This window comes from Enterobacter sp. Ag1 (assembly GCA_000277545.1).
GTDB lineage: Bacteria > Pseudomonadota > Gammaproteobacteria > Enterobacterales > Enterobacteriaceae > Cedecea.
Genome location: AKXM01000008.1, coordinates 170,953 through 186,676 on the forward strand (window position 1 = coordinate 170,953; position 15,724 = coordinate 186,676).

Consider the following 15,724-nt stretch of genomic DNA (forward strand, 5'->3'; position numbering starts at 1 on the left):
GGGTAAAATTACCCGTCGATCCCTTTGCTACGCAGGTAATCTTCGTAGCCACCGGTGAAGTCAATCACGCGCTCTGGGGTAATTTCCAGCACGCGGGTTGCCAGCGAGCTAACAAACTCACGGTCGTGGGAAACGAAGATCAGCGTCCCCTGGTACATTTCCAGCGCCATGTTCAGCGACTCGATGGATTCCATATCCAGGTGGTTGGTTGGTTCATCCATGATCAGGATGTTTGGTTTTTCCATCATCAGCTTGCCGAACAGCATACGGCCCTTCTCGCCCCCGGAAAGGACTTTGGCTGGCTTCTTGATGTCGTCCTGGCTGAACAGTAGACGACCCAGGATGCTGCGCACCGCCTGTTCGTCGTCGCCTTCCTGCTTCCACTGGCTCATCCAGTCAAAGACGGTCAGATCGTTTTCGAACTCGTATTCGTGATCCTGGGCGTAGTAGCCAATCTGAGCATTTTCAGACCACTTCACGCTGCCGTTTTCCGGGGTCAGCTCGCCGACCAGGGTTTTCAGCATGGTAGATTTACCCACGCCGTTGGCACCCAAAATGGCAATCTTCTCGCCCACTTCCAGCAGCAGGTTGAAGTTTTTAAACAGCGGGCCGTTCTCAAACCCTTTGGTCACGGCTTCAACTTCAAGGGCGTTACGGAACAGTTTCTTATCCTGCTCGAAGCGGATGAACGGGTTCTGACGGCTGGACGCCTTCACTTCATCCAGCTTGATTTTATCAATCTGACGGGCACGGGAGGTGGCCTGGCGAGATTTGGAGGCGTTGGCGCTAAAGCGGCTAACGAAGGATTGCAGGTCTGCAATCTGCGCTTTCTTCTTCGCGTTGTCCGCCAGCAGGCGCTCGCGAGCCTGAGTTGCCGCCGTCATGTACTCGTCGTAGTTGCCAGGGTAAACGCGCAGCTCGCCGTAGTCCAGGTCAGCCATATGGGTGCAGACCATATTCAGGAAGTGACGGTCGTGCGAGATAATGATCATGGTGCTGTCGCGTTCGTTCAGCGTCTGCTCCAGCCAACGGATGGTGTCGATGTCCAGGTTGTTCGTTGGTTCGTCGAGCAGCAGGATGTCCGGGTTAGAGAACAGCGCCTGCGCCAGCAGCACGCGCAGCTTCCAGCCTGGAGCGACTTCGCTCATCGGGCCGTAGTGCTGCTCCAGCGGAATGCCCACGCCAAGCAGCAATTCACCGGCACGCGCTTCTGCGGTGTAGCCGTCCATCTCGCCGTATTTCACTTCGAGGTCGGCAACTTTGTAACCGTCTTCTTCGCTCATCTCAGGCAGGGCATAAATGCGGTCGCGTTCCTGCTTCACTTCCCACAGCTCGCCGTGGCCCATGATAACGGTGTCGAGTACGGTGAATTTTTCGAAGGCGAACTGATCCTGACGCAGCTTACCGATACGCTCGTTTGGGTCGAGAGAAACGTTGCCAAGCGTTGGCTCTAAGTCCCCGCCGAGGATTTTCATGAACGTGGATTTGCCGCTTCCGTTCGCGCCAATCAGGCCGTAACGGTTGCCGCCGCCAAATTTAACGGAGATATTTTCGAACAGCGGTTTGCTGCCAAACTGCATGGTAACGTTGCTGGATACAAGCACTGGTATGTCCTGGAGAAATAAGTTGTCGAGATTTTGGAATGTGATTTCGGCCACATTATGCCATAACTATGATAAAGGGTCGCCCCGCATCTTCACCGTACAATAGTTAATCAGTGTGAAAAAATTGTGATTTCATCCACATCTGATTTCCCAGATGAATGTAATACACATATAATGCGCGGCTGAATCGTCCATGAACACTCACTAGCTGGCCCGTCTGGCATAACACTCGCATAACATGAATATGAAATTACGCTCGCTTTTACTGGCTTTTGTGGCTGTCGCGTCTTTCTCTGCTTCCGCCGTGACTTATCCGTTACCGACTAACGGCAGCCGCCTGGTTGGTGAAAACCAGGTTATCACTATTCCTGAAGGCAGCACCGCGCCGCTGGAAGAGTATGCCGCACAGTACCAGATGGGTCTGTCTAACATGCTGGAAGCTAACCCAGGCATTGACCCGTACCTGCCAAAAGCCGGCACCATCCTGAACATCCCTCAGCAGCTGATCCTGCCTGACACCGTGCATGAAGGGATTGTGATCAACAGTGCCGAAATGCGCCTCTACTATTACCCGAAAGGCACCAACACGGTGATCGTGCTGCCAATCGGTATCGGCCAGCTGGGGAAAGATACCCCGATCAACTGGACCACCAAGGTAGAGCGTAAGAAAAATGGCCCAACCTGGACCCCGACGGCGAAAATGCACGCGGAATACGCCGCAGCCGGTACGCCGCTGCCAGCCGTTGTTCCCGCTGGCCCGGACAACCCAATGGGCCTGTACGCGCTGTACATCGGTAACCTGTATGCGATTCACGGCACCAACGCCAACTTCGGTATCGGTCTGCGCGTAAGCCACGGCTGCGTGCGTCTGCGTAACGAAGACATCAAGTTCCTGTTCGACAACGTGCCGGTTGGCACCCGCGTTCAGTTCATTGATGAGCCGGTAAAAGCCACCACCGAGCCAGACGGCAGCCGCTACATCGAAGTTCACAACCCGCTTTCCACCACTGAAGCGCAGTTCAACTCCGATGAAATCGTGCCGATTAAACTGACCAGCAGCGTTCAGCAGGTGACCGCTCAGTCCGACGTTGACACCACCGTTGTTGACCAGGCGATTCAGAACCGTTCCGGGATGCCGGTTCGTCTGAACTAAGTCCAGCAGTTTGCAAAATAGCGGCCTCCGGGCCGCTTTTTTATTGCCCGAAATCCGCCCGACAACCTTCACGCAGGGAATGTTTGTTATGCTGATAATTCATGATGTGATGGATAGCACAATTTTGAGTTTAATTGTATGATGAATGCGTTTCTTAAAGGGTAACCTCCATGCGCAACTCGTTCACGATAATCTGGCAGTATCTTCGCGCTTTTGTCTTAATTTACCTGTGTTTATACGCCGGTATTTTTGTCGCCGCTTTACTGCCTATCGTCATTCCCGGCAGCATTATCGGCATGCTGATTTTGTTTGTGCTGCTGTCGCTGCAGATCCTGCCGGCGAAGTGGGTAAAACCCAGCTGCCATTTGCTGATTCGCTATATGGCCCTTCTGTTCGTCCCTATTGGCGTGGGCGTGATGCAGTATTACGACGTGCTGAAAGCCCAGTTTGGCCCGGTGGTGGTGTCCTGTTTGATCAGCACGCTGGTGGTGCTGGTTATCGTGAGCTGGAGCTCACATCTGGTACACGGTGAAAGAAAAGTGATTGGTGAAGGCGAGGCAGAGAAAAAATGATGCACTTTATATGGTGGTCTTTACCGTTAACGCTGGTGGTGTTTTTTGCCGCCCGCAAGCTGGCCGCCCGGTTGAAATCCCCGCTGCTGAACCCGCTGCTGGTTTGCATGGTGGTGATCATTCCTTTTTTGCTGCTGACCGGCATTCCTTACGACCACTATTTTAAAGGCAGCGAAGTGCTCAACGACCTGCTGCAGCCCGCCGTTGTAGCCCTGGCCTTCCCGCTCTATGAGCAAATACACCAGATTCGCGCGCGCTGGAAATCCATTATTACCATCTGCTTTATTGGCAGCATGGTGGCGATGTCCACCGGCACCTCTATCGCGTTATTGATGGGGGCGTCCCCGGAAATTGCCGCTTCGGTCCTGCCAAAATCCGTCACCACGCCGATTGCAATGGCGGTTGGCGGCGGCATTGGTGGTATCCCGGCTATCAGCGCCGTCTGCGTTATCTTCGTCGGTATTCTTGGCGCGGTGTTTGGCCACACGCTGCTGAACATGATGCGCATCAATACCAAAGCCTCACGCGGGCTGGCAATGGGTACCGCTTCCCACGCGCTGGGCACCGCTCGCTGTGCGGAACTGGACTTCCAGGAAGGGGCTTTTAGCTCGCTGGCGCTGGTGATTTGCGGGGTCATGACGTCGCTTATCGCTCCGTTTTTATTCCCGGTACTGCTGAAGCTTTTCGGCTAAAGCTTGCGAGAGATCGCGCACTTTCAGATTTGTTTTCATAAGTTGCATAAACAATTAGAACTAGATCACATATTTGGCCGGTACAGATCCGTAAACTACGTTTCCGTTACCTTTGATGAGGCTTTAACATGCGTTCACGTTTTGATGCCGCCGTTGTGCAACTCCCCGCCGCGCTGCAAACCGCTTTGCAACCCCTGCTTGCCGACGACCACTTCCCGGCTATGTTTACCGCAGCCGAAGTTGAAGCGCTAAAACATCAAACCGGGCTGGGTGACCAAGACCTGGCTTTCGCTCTGTTGCCGCTGGCCGCAGCCTGTGCCCGCGCAGACCTCTCTCATTTTAACGTCGGCGCCGTCGCGCGAGGCGTCAGCGGGAATCTCTATTTTGGTGGCAACATGGAGTTTCTGGGTGCCACCATGCAGCAAACCGTGCACGCCGAACAAAGCGCCATTACCCACGCGTGGATGCGCGGCGAAAAAGGCCTGGTTGATATCACGGTCAACTACACGCCCTGCGGTCACTGCCGTCAGTTTATGAATGAACTGAACAGCGGCACCGCGCTGGGTATTCATCTGCCTGGCCGCAAGCCTTCCACTCTGGGTGAATATCTGCCGGATGCCTTTGGCCCGCGTGACCTGGAGATCAAAACGCTGCTGCTGGACGAAGAGAATCATGGCTTCGCGTTGCAGGGGGATACCCTGACGCAGGCGGCAATTGCTGCCGCTAACCGCAGCCACGCGCCTTACAGCAAGGCCCCGGCAGGCGTTGCGCTGGAAATGGTCGACGGGAAAATCTTCACCGGATGCTATGCGGAAAACGCTGCGTTTAACCCTTCCCTTCCGCCGCTGCAGGCCGCGCTGAACCTGCTTTCTCTGAATGGTTACGACTACCCACAAATTAAGCGCGCCGTGCTGGCAGAAAAAATCGATGCGCCGCTGCTGCAGTGGGATGCCACCTCCGCCACGCTGAAAGCGCTGGGCTGTGAAGCCGTTGAGCGTATTAATATTGTTCAATAATTCTCCGTTGCGGGTGTACCCACACTCGCATTGTTGAAATTTGCCCCAACTGAACCCGCGTTTCTTGCTCTTGAGGGCCGGGTAAAGTAGCCTTGGATGAAATTTCACCCCGCGAATGAGTCTGCAAGTCCATGTTGAAGCGCGTGTTTTACAGCCTGCTTATTGTTATCGGCTTAATGCTGGCGGCTGCGCTCGGGCTCGACCGCTGGATCAGCTGGAAAACCGCCCCCTACGTCTACGATGAACTGCAGGACTTGCCCTATCGCCAGGTGGGTGTAGTGCTCGGCACCGCCAAGTATTACCGCACCGGCGTCATCAATCAGTATTACCTGTACCGTATTCAGGGCGCGCTGAACGCCTACAACAGCGGCAAGGTGAACTACCTGCTGCTCAGCGGCGATAACGCGCAGCAAAGCTACAACGAGCCGATGACCATGCGCAAAGACCTGATCGCCGGCGGCGTTGATCCGGCGGATATCGTGCTGGATTACGCAGGCTTCCGCACGCTGGACTCGATTGTCCGCACCCGTAAAGTCTTTGATACCAACGATTTCATCATTATCACCCAGCGCTTCCACTGCGAGCGTGCACTGTTTATCGCCCTGCATATGGGGATTCAGGCGCAGTGCTACGCGGTACCTTCCCCAAAAAACATGCTGACCGTGCGTACCCGCGAATTTGCCGCTCGCCTGGGGGCATTAGCGGATCTCTATCTCTTCAAGCGTGAGCCGCGTTTTCTCGGCCCGTTAGTGCCTATTCCGTCGCAGCAGGAAGTCCCGGAAGACGCGCAGGCCTATCCGGCCGTTACGCCGGAGCAACTGCTGGAAATCCAGAAAAAAGAGAAGAAGTGAGATAAACTATTGCGCTCATTTTGATAGCGCCTCTTCCGTCGTCGCCTTTCCTAATTCCTCAACTGCTGCATTCTTATTCCCTTGAATCCGACATCTGAGTTCGCCCTTATGCCTTTCACCCCATATTATTTTGGCGGAGCGCAATATCTCCATCTCAATAAGTGAGAAACTTTAATTCTCAACCTTTAACTCATAAACAAAATGAATTAAGACCAAAAACCTTTCTTTCGTAGGCCATTTAGGTGAATGTTGAATAATATGCATTCCCGCGGAGTGTATTACATGGAATTCACTTCCCCTACCTTAGTCCTCATAAAAATAGAGAAAATGAAATTTACAAACAGCTTATTTAGAACCGCAGGCAAAATACCTTTATTAAGATCGCATGACTGGCCCTTTGGAAAAATAGAGGTCGTGCTTGCCTATAACTTTAAAAAACGCCGACCTCATGAATATGCTTACCTGAAGTCAAAATATAAAGACATGCTTGAGCTGGTAGGTCGAGAGTCTGAGAGCGAAGAAAAAAAGTATATTTATAACAACTTCCACTATCTTCAGTCCGTGACGGAAAATGACCGCATAGATATTTTTGCTCACGCCAGTGAACATATGCTGGGTCACTACAGCCCCGAGGCGCTGGCGGATGATTTGAAAAAAATGTCTCTACGCCGCGTGGGCGTGATCAAATTTCAGGCTTGCTATATTGGAAAGGGTAACTGGCTGGAAAGAGCGCGAGATATCTTCATCAGTAAGGGAATCAGTTTTGCTTACATGGCAGCCCCCACCAACCGTATAGTATGGAATAATCCGTTCACTAAATATGTAAAAGGTGATCGAGAATTAGCCTATAAAGTGGTTAAAGGTAATATTAATAAACAGTTTCCTGGTACAAGATATACAGGATAAATTATTTACCTTCATTTGTGCCACCTGTGGGTAAGATGAACGGCAGTATCAGGGTGTTAAAGCCATTAACACTGAGATATCAGGGGCGCAGCTTATGCCAGAAAATCGAAGCCGCGCCCGCTCAAAATACGGTTACCGCAGAAATTACTTCTTACGCGCGTACTTCAGGGAGTCCAGCGCCACGGCGAAGATGATAATGCCGCCCTTGATGATGTACTGCCAGTAAGGGTTCACGCCGATATAGGTCAGGCCGTAGTTAATAACCGTAAAGATAATTACCCCGGTCACCACGCCCACCACCGTCCCTACCCCGCCGCTGAACGACACGCCGCCCACCACGCACGCCGCAATCGCATCCAGCTCGTACATAAAGCCAAGGTTGTTGGTGGCCGAGCCGATACGACCAGCTTCCAGCATCCCGCCAAAGGCATAGAACACGCCGGACAGGGCATAAATCATGATCAGGTTCAGCGCCACGTTAACGCCGGAGACTTTCGCCGCTTCCGGGTTGCCGCCGATAGCGAAGATGTTTTTCCCGAAGCGGGTTTTGTTCCACAGCACCCACACAAACAGCACCGCAAACAAGGCGTAGAACGTAATGTACGACAGGCGGAAGCTACCCAGCGCGATAAAGCCCTGCGTGAAGGTAGAGAAGTGGGAGTCAAACCCGGAAATCGGCGACGCGCCCACGAAGTCGTAATACAGGGAGTTGATCCCGTACACGATGATCATGGTGCCCAGGGTAGTGATAAACGGCGTCACGTTCAGGTAAGCGATAATAATCCCGTTCACCAGGCCAATCACCGCGCCCACGGCGCAGACAATCAACAGCACCAGCGGAATCGGCATGGTGTGCATGTCCGGGAACACCTTGTTGACGTTATCCATTGATTGCAACAGCGTAGCCGCCACAACCGCCGCCAGCCCCACCTGGCGCCCTGCGGACAGGTCAGTCCCCTGGGTGACAATCAGCCCGGCCACACCGAGCGCGATGATAATACGCACCGAAGACTGGGTCAGAATGTTACTCAGGTTAAGCAGGCTTAAGAACGTCGGATCCTGGAAAATAATGATCGCCAGCAACACCAGCAGCACCACGTAGATGCCGCCCTCTTTTAGATAAGTTAGAAAACTCTTCTTATTTAACGCACTCATTTTTAATAGCCCCTAAATCATCACAGGTGCACAGACGCAAGACGTAAAATTTCGTTCTGCGTTGTTGTTTTGGTGTCTACAATTCCGGCCACGAGCCCGTTGCTCATCACCAGAATACGGTCTGTAATCCCTAACAATTCCGGCATCTCGGACGAAATGATAATGATCCCTTTCCCTTTTTTGGCAAGCTCAGTAATCAGCTGATAAATCTCAAACTTGGCGCCCACATCAATGCCGCGCGTCGGTTCATCCAGCATCAGGATTTCCGGCTGGGTCAGCAGCCAGCGGCCAATGATCACCTTCTGCTGGTTACCGCCGGACAGCGAGCCGATGGAAGTGCGGTGCCCCGGGGTTTTCACGCGCATGGAGTCGATAACCCACTGGGTATCGCTTTTCATGCGGGAGTTATCCAGCAGGCCGACCTTGTTTTTGTAGTTACGAATATTGGAAATGAGTGAGTTAAAACCGATATCCAGGTAGGCGTAAATCCCGGTTGAGCGACGCTCTTCGGTCACCAGCGCAAAACCGTGATTAATCGCTTCGTTCGCGCTGCTGTTGTTGATTTTTTTGCCGTGAAGCTTGATGGTACCGCCAGATTTCTCGCGGATACCAAACAGCGTTTCTACAATGTCGGTACGCTTCGCCCCGACAAGGCCCGCAATGCCGAGGATTTCACCTTTATGCAGATCAAAGGAGATATCACGAATCGACGGCTGGCGCAGCGAGGTCAGGTTGCGGACTTCAAGGATCACTTCGCCCGGCACGTTGGATTTGTCCGGGAAGCGCTGGTTCAGGGAGCGGCCGACCATCATGGCGATGATTTTGTCCATATCCAGCCCTTCCAGCGGCTGGGTGGCAATCCACTGCCCGTCGCGCAAAATCGTAATTTCATCGCACAGCTGGAATATTTCTTCCATTTTATGGGAGATATAAACAATCCCGCAGCCGCGATCTTTTAATTTGCGAATAATTTTAAAGAGATGATTAACTTCTTTTTCCGTCAACGAAGACGTTGGCTCATCCATAATAACGATTTTGGCGTTATAGGAAAAAGCCTTGGCGATTTCAATCATCTGCATTTGAGAAACGGACAGCGTACCGACGCGGGCTCGCGGGTCGATATCAATATCCAGCTCATCAAATATCTCTTTGGTGTCGCGGTACATTTTATCCTGATCGACAAACACGCCTTTGGTCGGATAGCGCCCAAGCCACATGTTGTCCATCACGGTGCGCTGCAGAACCAGGTTAAGCTCCTGATGCACCATAGAAATACCGTTTTCCAGCGCCTCTTTCGTGCTGCTGAAATTCACCTCTTTTCCCTGGAAAAGGATACTGCCGGAATCTTTGCTGTAGATCCCAAAAAGGCATTTCAATAATGTCGATTTGCCCGCACCGTTTTCACCCATCAGGGCGTGAATAGAGTGTGGCCGTACTTTTAAATTAACATTATCCAGTGCCTTAACGCCGGGGAAGGATTTATTAATGCCGGTCATTTCCAGCAAAAATTCCGTCGGCGTAGCTGAGTTATTGTCGACCATAATTATACCTGTGTCGCTGAGTAACCTGCCTAAAGCCGGGCGCAGGTATCTGCGCCCGTGTACAACTAAAAAACGTTACCCTAAATAATTCGAGTTGCAGGCAGGCAACAAGCTCGAGAATCCCCAGGCGCTTACATCAAGTAAGCAACTGGGGTGAGCGAGTGCAGTTCACGCCCCTGCGGCTCGAAGGATGACGGGTATTTATTTGCCGATGAACTGTGCGAGATTATCTTTATCCACGCCTACGTAAGGTACGCGTACGATTTTGTTCTCGATCTTCCAGTTGGTGCCTTCAGCGGCTGGCTTACCGTCGGCCAGATTTTTCGCCAGGTCGAAGGTCGCTTTAGCCTGGTTGTTGGCATCGTTCAGCACGGTCCCGGCCATCGCACCGGATTTCACCAGTGCCAGTGCTTCAGGCAGGGCATCTACGCCAAACACTGGAATAGACGATTTGTTGTGGGCTTTCAGCGCTTCTACCGCACCCATTGCCATTGCGTCGTTGTTAGCAATAACCACTTCGATTTTGTTAGCGTTCGGGCCAGAGAGCCACGCGTCCATTTTGTCTTTAGCCTGAGCGGTATCCCACATCGCGGTATCCAGCTGCAGCTGCTGAGTTTTCAGGCCTTTGTCGTTCAGCTCTTTGATAACGTAGGTGGTACGTGCTTCGGCATCCGGGTGACCTGGTTCGCCTTTCAGCAGCACGAACTGGATCTGGCCGTCTTTGTTCAGGTCCCAGGCCGGGTTAGCCGCCCAGTGTTTAGCAATCAGGTCGCCCTGGATGATACCGGACTCTTTAGAGTCGGTGCCGACGTAGTAAGCTTTGTCGTAGCTATCCAACGCTTTGCGGGAAGGTTCTTTGTTGAAGAACACCACCGGCACGTTTTGCGCGCGCGCTTTTTCGATAACGGTGCCTGCGGCGGCCGGGTCAACCAGGTTGATGGCCAGCGCTTTCACGCCTTTTGCCAGCAGAACGTCAATCTGGTCGTTCTGTTTGGACTGGTCGTTCTGGGAGTCGTTCATCAGCAGCTGTACGTCAGGTGACGCTTTCGCATCTTTCTCGATAGCTTTACGAACCACTGACATGAAGTTGTCGTCATATTTATAAATCGTCACGCCAATACGGTCAGCGGCGTTCGCTGCGGCACCAAACAACATGCAGGACATCACGGCGGACAGAGTCAAAACCTTCTTATTCATGGTATCTCCGGTTTTTATTTTGCAGGGTAGTTCGCGTTCGAAACCAGGCAGGACAGTAATGTTATAAAAAAGTTACTGAATGCCGAAGTTATCCTAAAAAATGTGCACTTCCGTGTTCGGTAACAATCCAATACTGCGTTTTTATGAGCGTTAATGGCCTTATCACGACGCTAAAAATGAGCAGTCACCGTTACATCGTGTTTCAGCTGATAAAACGCTGACATAATAGTCAGCGCAATGTTAATTAACTGTGAATTTACTCACAGATTGAAACCGGTTACATCTAACTCTTTGACAGCGGAGTGATCGACGCCACATTTTGCTTTATCGCCACCGAATGACGACGGACTAAAGTCGGCATAAAACAGTGCGTTACATCACGATCCAGCTGGCCTGCTGCGCCCTGTAACGCCAGTTCGGTAGCTAAACGCGCCATCGAAACCACCGGATAGCGCACGGTTGTCAGCTGGGGGTCGGTGTAACGGGCAATGGGAATATCGTCGAAGCCGATGATAGATACATGCTGCGGCACGGCAATGCCGTTGTCTTTCAGCGCCGTTAGCGCGCCAGCGGCCATGCTGTCGTTATAGGAAAAGACCGCGCTAAGCTGCAGATTGCGGCCAAGCAGCTCAACCATCGCCGCTTCCCCGCCCTGCATATCCGGCGTGCCCATGCCGACCCAGCCCTCCGGCGGCACGATCCCCTGCTCCGCCAGCGCCTGCAGCCAGCCCTGATGCCGCTGGTCGTTATCCTCAATTTGATGGCTGGAGGCCAGGTACCCGATGCGCGAATGCCCCTGGTTCAGCAGCATCCGCGTAGCCATCACCGCGCCGCTGACGTTGTCCAGACAAACACAGCGGTGAGCGTAGCCGGGCACGAGGCGATTGATCAGCACCATGCCGGGAACCTGCTCCAGAAAAGTAGCCAGTTCCTCGTCGCTCAGCGCCTTGGCGTGCACAATCAGGGCGCTGCAGCGCTGGCGGATCAGCACTTCAATGGCATGACGCTCTTTGTCTTCCTGGTGGTAGCTGTTGCCGATCAGCAAATATTTATTGTGCTGCTGGGCAACCACATCCACGGCTTTGACCAGCGCCCCGAAGAAGGGATCGGAGACGTCCATCACCACCACGCCGATGGTGTCGCTCACTTGAGTAGCCAGCGCTTGCGCGTTGGCGTTTGGACGGTAGCCCAGCTCAGCAACCGCCTGCATGACGTTTTCGCGCGTTTCCGGGCTGACCAGCGCGCTGTTATTTAATACTCGGGATACTGTCGCTACTGAAACCCCGGCGATACGGGCAACGTCACGAATGGTAATCGGCGTTGGGGGAGTCGGTCTCATAGGTGCACCCTGTTTTAGGCAAGGTGGCTATTTTGCGGCGAGTGGGCGGCGGTTCGGCGTGAAGTCGATCACAGTGATGAAAGCGGTTACATACAATTCGTTAACCTTTGTGACGAATATCATTATCTCTGTGCTTTGTGTAAGGCGGTCCCTGAAGCACGGGCGGTTAGCTGCCGCCACAGCCATTCCACCGGTCCCTGGTGGAAATAGCGCAGCCATAACACCGACAGCAGAATGTTCGCCGCCCACACCGCAGGCACAAAAGCCAGCAGCGACAAACGGTCAAATTTCATATAGAAACCAAAGCGATAGAACAAGGTTGTGCAGAGAATGGTTTGCAGCAGGTAGTTGGTCAGCGCCATCCGACCGACGCAGGCAATCCAGCCCACCAGCCGGAAACGGGACAGCTGCGGCCAGAAGCCCCAGGCCAGCGCAGCATAGCCAATCGCCTGAAACGGGGCGCTCAGCTCACGTGGGGCCTGTAACAGCAACGCACACCAGCGGAAATCCCACTTCAGGTGCCACTGGGCTAAAATTGCCGGCAGGTTAATCGCCATGCCGATGACGATCAAAATGGCACCGGTTCGCCGGTAATGCTTCAGGCTAAACTCCCCTTTCAGCCAGCCGCTGCGCATCAGTGCCGCGCCAATCAGCATCATGCCCGCCAGCTGCCAGCCGTATTGCGCCCCCAGCGCCACCAGGTTCGAAGAGAGCAAATCGGCGCGGTTGCTGATAGCTTCCACGCCGCCACCGAGCTTCCACCACTGCTCATATTGCAGGTTGGCCGCATCCGGCACCCAGGAGCGATTAATGCCGTCACCTGAAATGACGCCCAGCAGCAACAGGACGCCAATACCGATGAGGTACAGCACGACGCCGGTATTAAACAGCTGCTTTTGCCCCGTCGCGTCACGAATCAGCCGCCAGCACACCAGCCCGGTCAGGCCGTATGCCAGCAGAATGTCGCCATCCCACAGCAGCAGCGCATGCATAAACCCCAGCAGCACTAACAGCGTCAGCCGCGACTGGATCCAACGTGAGCCGCGAGCCAGCAGCATTTGCAGGCCAGCCCCAAAAAGCAGCGCAAAAAGCGTGAGGAATTTAACTTCGGCAAACAGGTCCATCACCGCCCAGGTCCAGGCATCGCGGGAGGTTATCTCGCCATACCAGTCCGGGTTGAGATAAGCCGCCTTCGGCAGGCCAAAGGCGACAATATTGAGCAGCAGAATGCCCAGAATGGCGGTACCGCGGACGAAGTCCAGGGTGACATTTCTCTCCACGGATACCTGCCTGGGGGGGATTAATTGTGGCGTACTGCGCGCAGGAACTCCTGACGCGTATTCTGGCTCGACTTAAACAAGCCGCCGAGCGAGGTGGTGGTGGTCGCGCTGGTGGCGTCTTTTACCCCACGCGCTTTCACGCAGTAATGCACCGCATCAATGGACACCGCCACGTTGTTGGTGCCCAGCAGCGTTTGCAGCGCAATCAGGATCTGCTGGGTCAGGCGTTCCTGAACCTGCGGGCGCTGAGCAAAGAACTGCACGATGCGGTTAATTTTAGACAAGCCGATGACGGTATCTTTCGGGATATACGCCACGGTGGCTTTCCCGTCTATGGTCACGAAATGGTGCTCGCAGGTGCTGGTCAGGGTGATATCACGCACGGTGACCATTTCATCCACCTTCATTTTGTTTTCAATGACGGTGATTTTCGGGAAATTGGCGTAGTCCAGGCCGGAGAAAATCTCATCGACATACATTTTGGCGATGCGATGCGGAGTTTCCATCAGGCTGTCGTCACTCAAATCGAGATTAAGCAGCTGCATGATTTCCGTCATATGGGCGGCAATCTGGCTTTTACGGGTTTCATTATCCAGTTCACGCAACGGCGGACGCAGCGGCGTTTCCAGACCGCGCGCAACCAGCGCCTCATGAACCAGGGCGGCTTCTTTTGAGAGTGATGACATGCTGTTTTCTCCTGCAGGTGTGGCTGACCTCTGCCCTTCATGGGGCAAAGTGTCCGCTTATTGTGCGGCAGCACGTGCTTAGAATCCAGTAGTGCCGGGCATAATTATTGAAATCGAAAATACCGTTCATTGCCTGAGCGGGCGAGAACAATACCGTTGCGGCCATAATGCGGTATGGCTAGACTCAGGTGAAGTGAAAGTTGTTCATAAGTCTTGAAAATAGATAAGGATCCTCTGGATGGAATTACTGGAAGAACACCGATGTTTCGAAGGCTGGCAGCAGCGCTGGCGCCACGCGTCCACCCTACTTAACTGCCCAATGACGTTCAGTATTTTTCTCCCACCGCCGGCAAGCGCCTCCCCGCCGCCGGTGGTTTACTGGCTTTCCGGGCTAACCTGTAACGACGAAAACTTCACGACCAAAGCGGGCGCGCAGCGCGTAGCGGCCGAGCTTGGTATTGTTCTGGTGATGCCGGACACCAGCCCCCGCGGCGAAGAAGTCCCTAACGACGCAGGCTATGACCTGGGCCAGGGCGCGGGCTTTTACCTCAACGCGACTCAGCAGCCGTGGGCCACGCACTTCCGCATGTACGATTATCTGCGTGACGAACTGCCGCAGCTGATTGCAGAGAACTTTAGCGTCAGCGAAAAAGCGTCGATCTTTGGCCATTCCATGGGTGGACACGGCGCATTGATCATGGCGCTGAAAAACCCCGGACGCTTCCGATCGGTATCGGCTTTTGCACCGATTGTTAACCCAACCCGAGTGCCGTGGGGGCAAAAAGCCTTTAGAGCCTATTTGGGTGAAGATGAATCCTTGTGGCAAGAGTGGGACAGCTGCTGCCTGCTGGGTAAAGCCTCGCCGTCGGCACAGCTGCCAATGCTTATCGATCAAGGGGATGACGATCAGTTCCTCGCCGACCAGCTAAGGCCGGAAGAATTTGAGAAAGTAGCGCAGGAGAAAGGCTGGCCGCTGACGCTGCGCATACAGCCGGGCTGCGACCACAGCTACTACTTCATCGCGACGTTTGTAGAGGATCATCTTCGTTTTCATGCGGAGTATTTGCGGGGATAGGGCGTTGCCTGTCACCTGGACGCTGTCTCTTAGTCACAAAGTCGCGCTTTGAAGGATCGGCTATAGTTCCGTTCACTTCCATCCCTGTTTTATCTGTAGCGCCTTCACCGGTGAACGTCTTAGGGGAGTCACCGTCACTCCCCTAAGAACCCGGACTCCCGGCCAAATAAATCGACCGCTGAAGCGGCAGACCTCCGTTTTATCTCCCAGTCCTGGGTCGGCTGAGATGCGTTCCCGACGCCCGGACCCTGGCCAGTCGGAGAGAAAACGCAGGCGATTTAAGCCGGAACCGTGCCTCGCTTCAATCCCGCAGCCACTCTGAACGTTTGGGTAGCTGTAAGTCTCACAGCCACGCCCTTGTCCCCGGCTCTCATCGCCCCCGGCTATGACCCAACTCAGGCGGGGTTGAGCTGTCGGGAACAGCGAAAGAGAGCGATCGTCGGGAACGAATCGCGAACGACCCCGAATGTTTGGGTGATAGCCGGTGGGTTTACCGCTTCAGCGGCGATGAGCTCGCCGGGCGCCGGGGGTTGTCAGGGGGCATGGCGTTGTATGAACCGGTCACATGGGTTACAGAACTGACCGGTCACATGGGTTACACCTTTCTCTCAATCTAACCTCAGGATACGGTGATTGATTCTGTCGTAATGCGCCAGT

14 protein-coding genes are annotated in these 15,724 nt (G+C 53.8%); 7 read left to right on the forward strand and 7 right to left on the reverse strand.

Annotated features, from left to right (window positions below; translation table 11 throughout):
• Positions 1-8: 8 nt before the first annotated feature.
• The gene (locus A936_RS04965) at positions 9-1,604 is read right to left on the reverse strand and encodes an ABC-F family ATPase (protein ID WP_008455235.1); all 1,596 of its coding nucleotides are present in this window, start codon (positions 1,602-1,604) and stop codon (positions 9-11) included.
• Between the two features lie 238 nt (positions 1,605-1,842).
• Between A936_RS04965 and ldtB the strand changes: the two genes are divergently transcribed.
• The 6 genes from ldtB (at position 1,843) to A936_RS04995 (ending at position 6,794) form a co-directional block, all read left to right on the forward strand.
• Entirely contained in the window at positions 1,843-2,757 is a 915-nt protein-coding gene (gene ldtB / locus A936_RS04970) for a L,D-transpeptidase (protein WP_008455237.1), read from the forward strand.
• A 170-nt stretch (positions 2,758-2,927) separates the two neighbouring features.
• Complete coding sequence (locus A936_RS04975; RefSeq protein WP_008455239.1) at positions 2,928-3,329, forward strand: CidA/LrgA family protein; 402 nt, start codon at positions 2,928-2,930, stop codon at positions 3,327-3,329.
• A complete protein-coding gene (locus A936_RS04980) occupies positions 3,326-4,021 on the forward strand; it encodes a CidB/LrgB family autolysis modulator (protein ID WP_008455241.1) in 696 nt (231 codons plus the stop codon). The genes A936_RS04975 and A936_RS04980 overlap by 4 nt, the downstream gene beginning before the upstream one ends.
• 128 nt (positions 4,022-4,149) lie before the next feature.
• Positions 4,150-5,037 (forward strand): cytidine deaminase, encoded by an 888-nt coding sequence (gene cdd, locus A936_RS04985; RefSeq protein WP_008455242.1) that lies wholly within the window; start codon positions 4,150-4,152, stop codon positions 5,035-5,037.
• Between the two features lie 131 nt (positions 5,038-5,168).
• Positions 5,169-5,888, forward strand: a complete 720-nt coding sequence (gene sanA, locus A936_RS04990) for an outer membrane permeability protein SanA (RefSeq protein ID WP_008455244.1) — start codon at positions 5,169-5,171, stop codon at positions 5,886-5,888.
• A gap of 282 nt (positions 5,889-6,170) precedes the next feature.
• Positions 6,171-6,794 (forward strand): hypothetical protein, encoded by a 624-nt coding sequence (locus A936_RS04995; RefSeq protein ID WP_034807793.1) that lies wholly within the window; start codon positions 6,171-6,173, stop codon positions 6,792-6,794.
• A gap of 144 nt (positions 6,795-6,938) precedes the next feature.
• Here A936_RS04995 and mglC read toward each other — a convergent pair whose 3' ends face one another.
• The 6 genes from mglC to folE form a co-directional block, all read right to left on the reverse strand.
• Positions 6,939-7,949 carry a galactose/methyl galactoside ABC transporter permease MglC gene (gene mglC / locus A936_RS05000; RefSeq protein WP_008455248.1) on the reverse strand — a complete coding sequence of 337 codons (1,011 nt, stop codon included), beginning with the start codon at positions 7,947-7,949 and terminating at the stop codon, positions 6,939-6,941.
• Between the two features lie 20 nt (positions 7,950-7,969).
• Positions 7,970-9,490, reverse strand: coding sequence for a galactose/methyl galactoside ABC transporter ATP-binding protein MglA (gene mglA / locus A936_RS05005; protein ID WP_008455249.1), 1,521 nt, complete (start codon positions 9,488-9,490; stop codon positions 7,970-7,972).
• A gap of 201 nt (positions 9,491-9,691) precedes the next feature.
• On the reverse strand, positions 9,692-10,687 hold the full coding sequence (gene mglB, locus A936_RS05010) for a galactose/glucose ABC transporter substrate-binding protein MglB (RefSeq protein WP_008455250.1): 996 nt from the start codon (positions 10,685-10,687) through the stop codon (positions 9,692-9,694).
• 283 nt (positions 10,688-10,970) lie between these two features.
• A complete protein-coding gene (gene galS, locus A936_RS05015) occupies positions 10,971-12,026 on the reverse strand; it encodes an HTH-type transcriptional regulator GalS (RefSeq protein ID WP_008455251.1) in 1,056 nt (351 codons plus the stop codon).
• Positions 12,027-12,148: 122 nt separating this feature from the next.
• On the reverse strand, positions 12,149-13,306 hold the full coding sequence (gene yeiB / locus A936_RS05020) for a DUF418 domain-containing protein YeiB (RefSeq protein ID WP_008455252.1): 1,158 nt from the start codon (positions 13,304-13,306) through the stop codon (positions 12,149-12,151).
• Positions 13,307-13,326: 20 nt separating this feature from the next.
• On the reverse strand, positions 13,327-13,992 hold the full coding sequence (gene folE / locus A936_RS05025; protein WP_008455254.1) for a GTP cyclohydrolase I FolE: 666 nt from the start codon (positions 13,990-13,992) through the stop codon (positions 13,327-13,329).
• A gap of 238 nt (positions 13,993-14,230) precedes the next feature.
• On the opposite strand from folE, the gene fghA reads away from it, so the two are divergent.
• Complete coding sequence (fghA, locus tag A936_RS05030) at positions 14,231-15,067, forward strand: S-formylglutathione hydrolase (protein ID WP_008455256.1); 837 nt, start codon at positions 14,231-14,233, stop codon at positions 15,065-15,067.
• The last annotated feature ends 657 nt before the right edge of the window (positions 15,068-15,724 follow it).

Coding starts and splice junctions, on each gene's coding strand:
- ldtB (WP_008455237.1), top strand. CDS start 1,843: ATGAATATGAAATTACGCTCGCTTTTACTGGCTTTTGTGGCTGTCGCG.
- A936_RS04975 (WP_008455239.1), top strand. CDS start 2,928: ATGCGCAACTCGTTCACGATAATCTGGCAGTATCTTCGCGCTTTTGTC.
- A936_RS04980 (WP_008455241.1), top strand. CDS start 3,326: ATGATGCACTTTATATGGTGGTCTTTACCGTTAACGCTGGTGGTGTTT.
- cdd (WP_008455242.1), top strand. CDS start 4,150: ATGCGTTCACGTTTTGATGCCGCCGTTGTGCAACTCCCCGCCGCGCTG.
- sanA (WP_008455244.1), top strand. CDS start 5,169: ATGTTGAAGCGCGTGTTTTACAGCCTGCTTATTGTTATCGGCTTAATG.
- A936_RS04995 (WP_034807793.1), top strand. CDS start 6,171: ATGGAATTCACTTCCCCTACCTTAGTCCTCATAAAAATAGAGAAAATG.
- mglC (WP_008455248.1), bottom strand. CDS start 7,949: ATGAGTGCGTTAAATAAGAAGAGTTTTCTAACTTATCTAAAAGAGGGC.
- mglA (WP_008455249.1), bottom strand. CDS start 9,490: ATGGTCGACAATAACTCAGCTACGCCGACGGAATTTTTGCTGGAAATG.
- mglB (WP_008455250.1), bottom strand. CDS start 10,687: ATGAATAAGAAGGTTTTGACTCTGTCCGCCGTGATGTCCTGCATGTTG.
- galS (WP_008455251.1), bottom strand. CDS start 12,026: ATGAGACCGACTCCCCCAACGCCGATTACCATTCGTGACGTTGCCCGT.
- folE (WP_008455254.1), bottom strand. CDS start 13,992: ATGTCATCACTCTCAAAAGAAGCCGCCCTGGTTCATGAGGCGCTGGTT.
- fghA (WP_008455256.1), top strand. CDS start 14,231: ATGGAATTACTGGAAGAACACCGATGTTTCGAAGGCTGGCAGCAGCGC.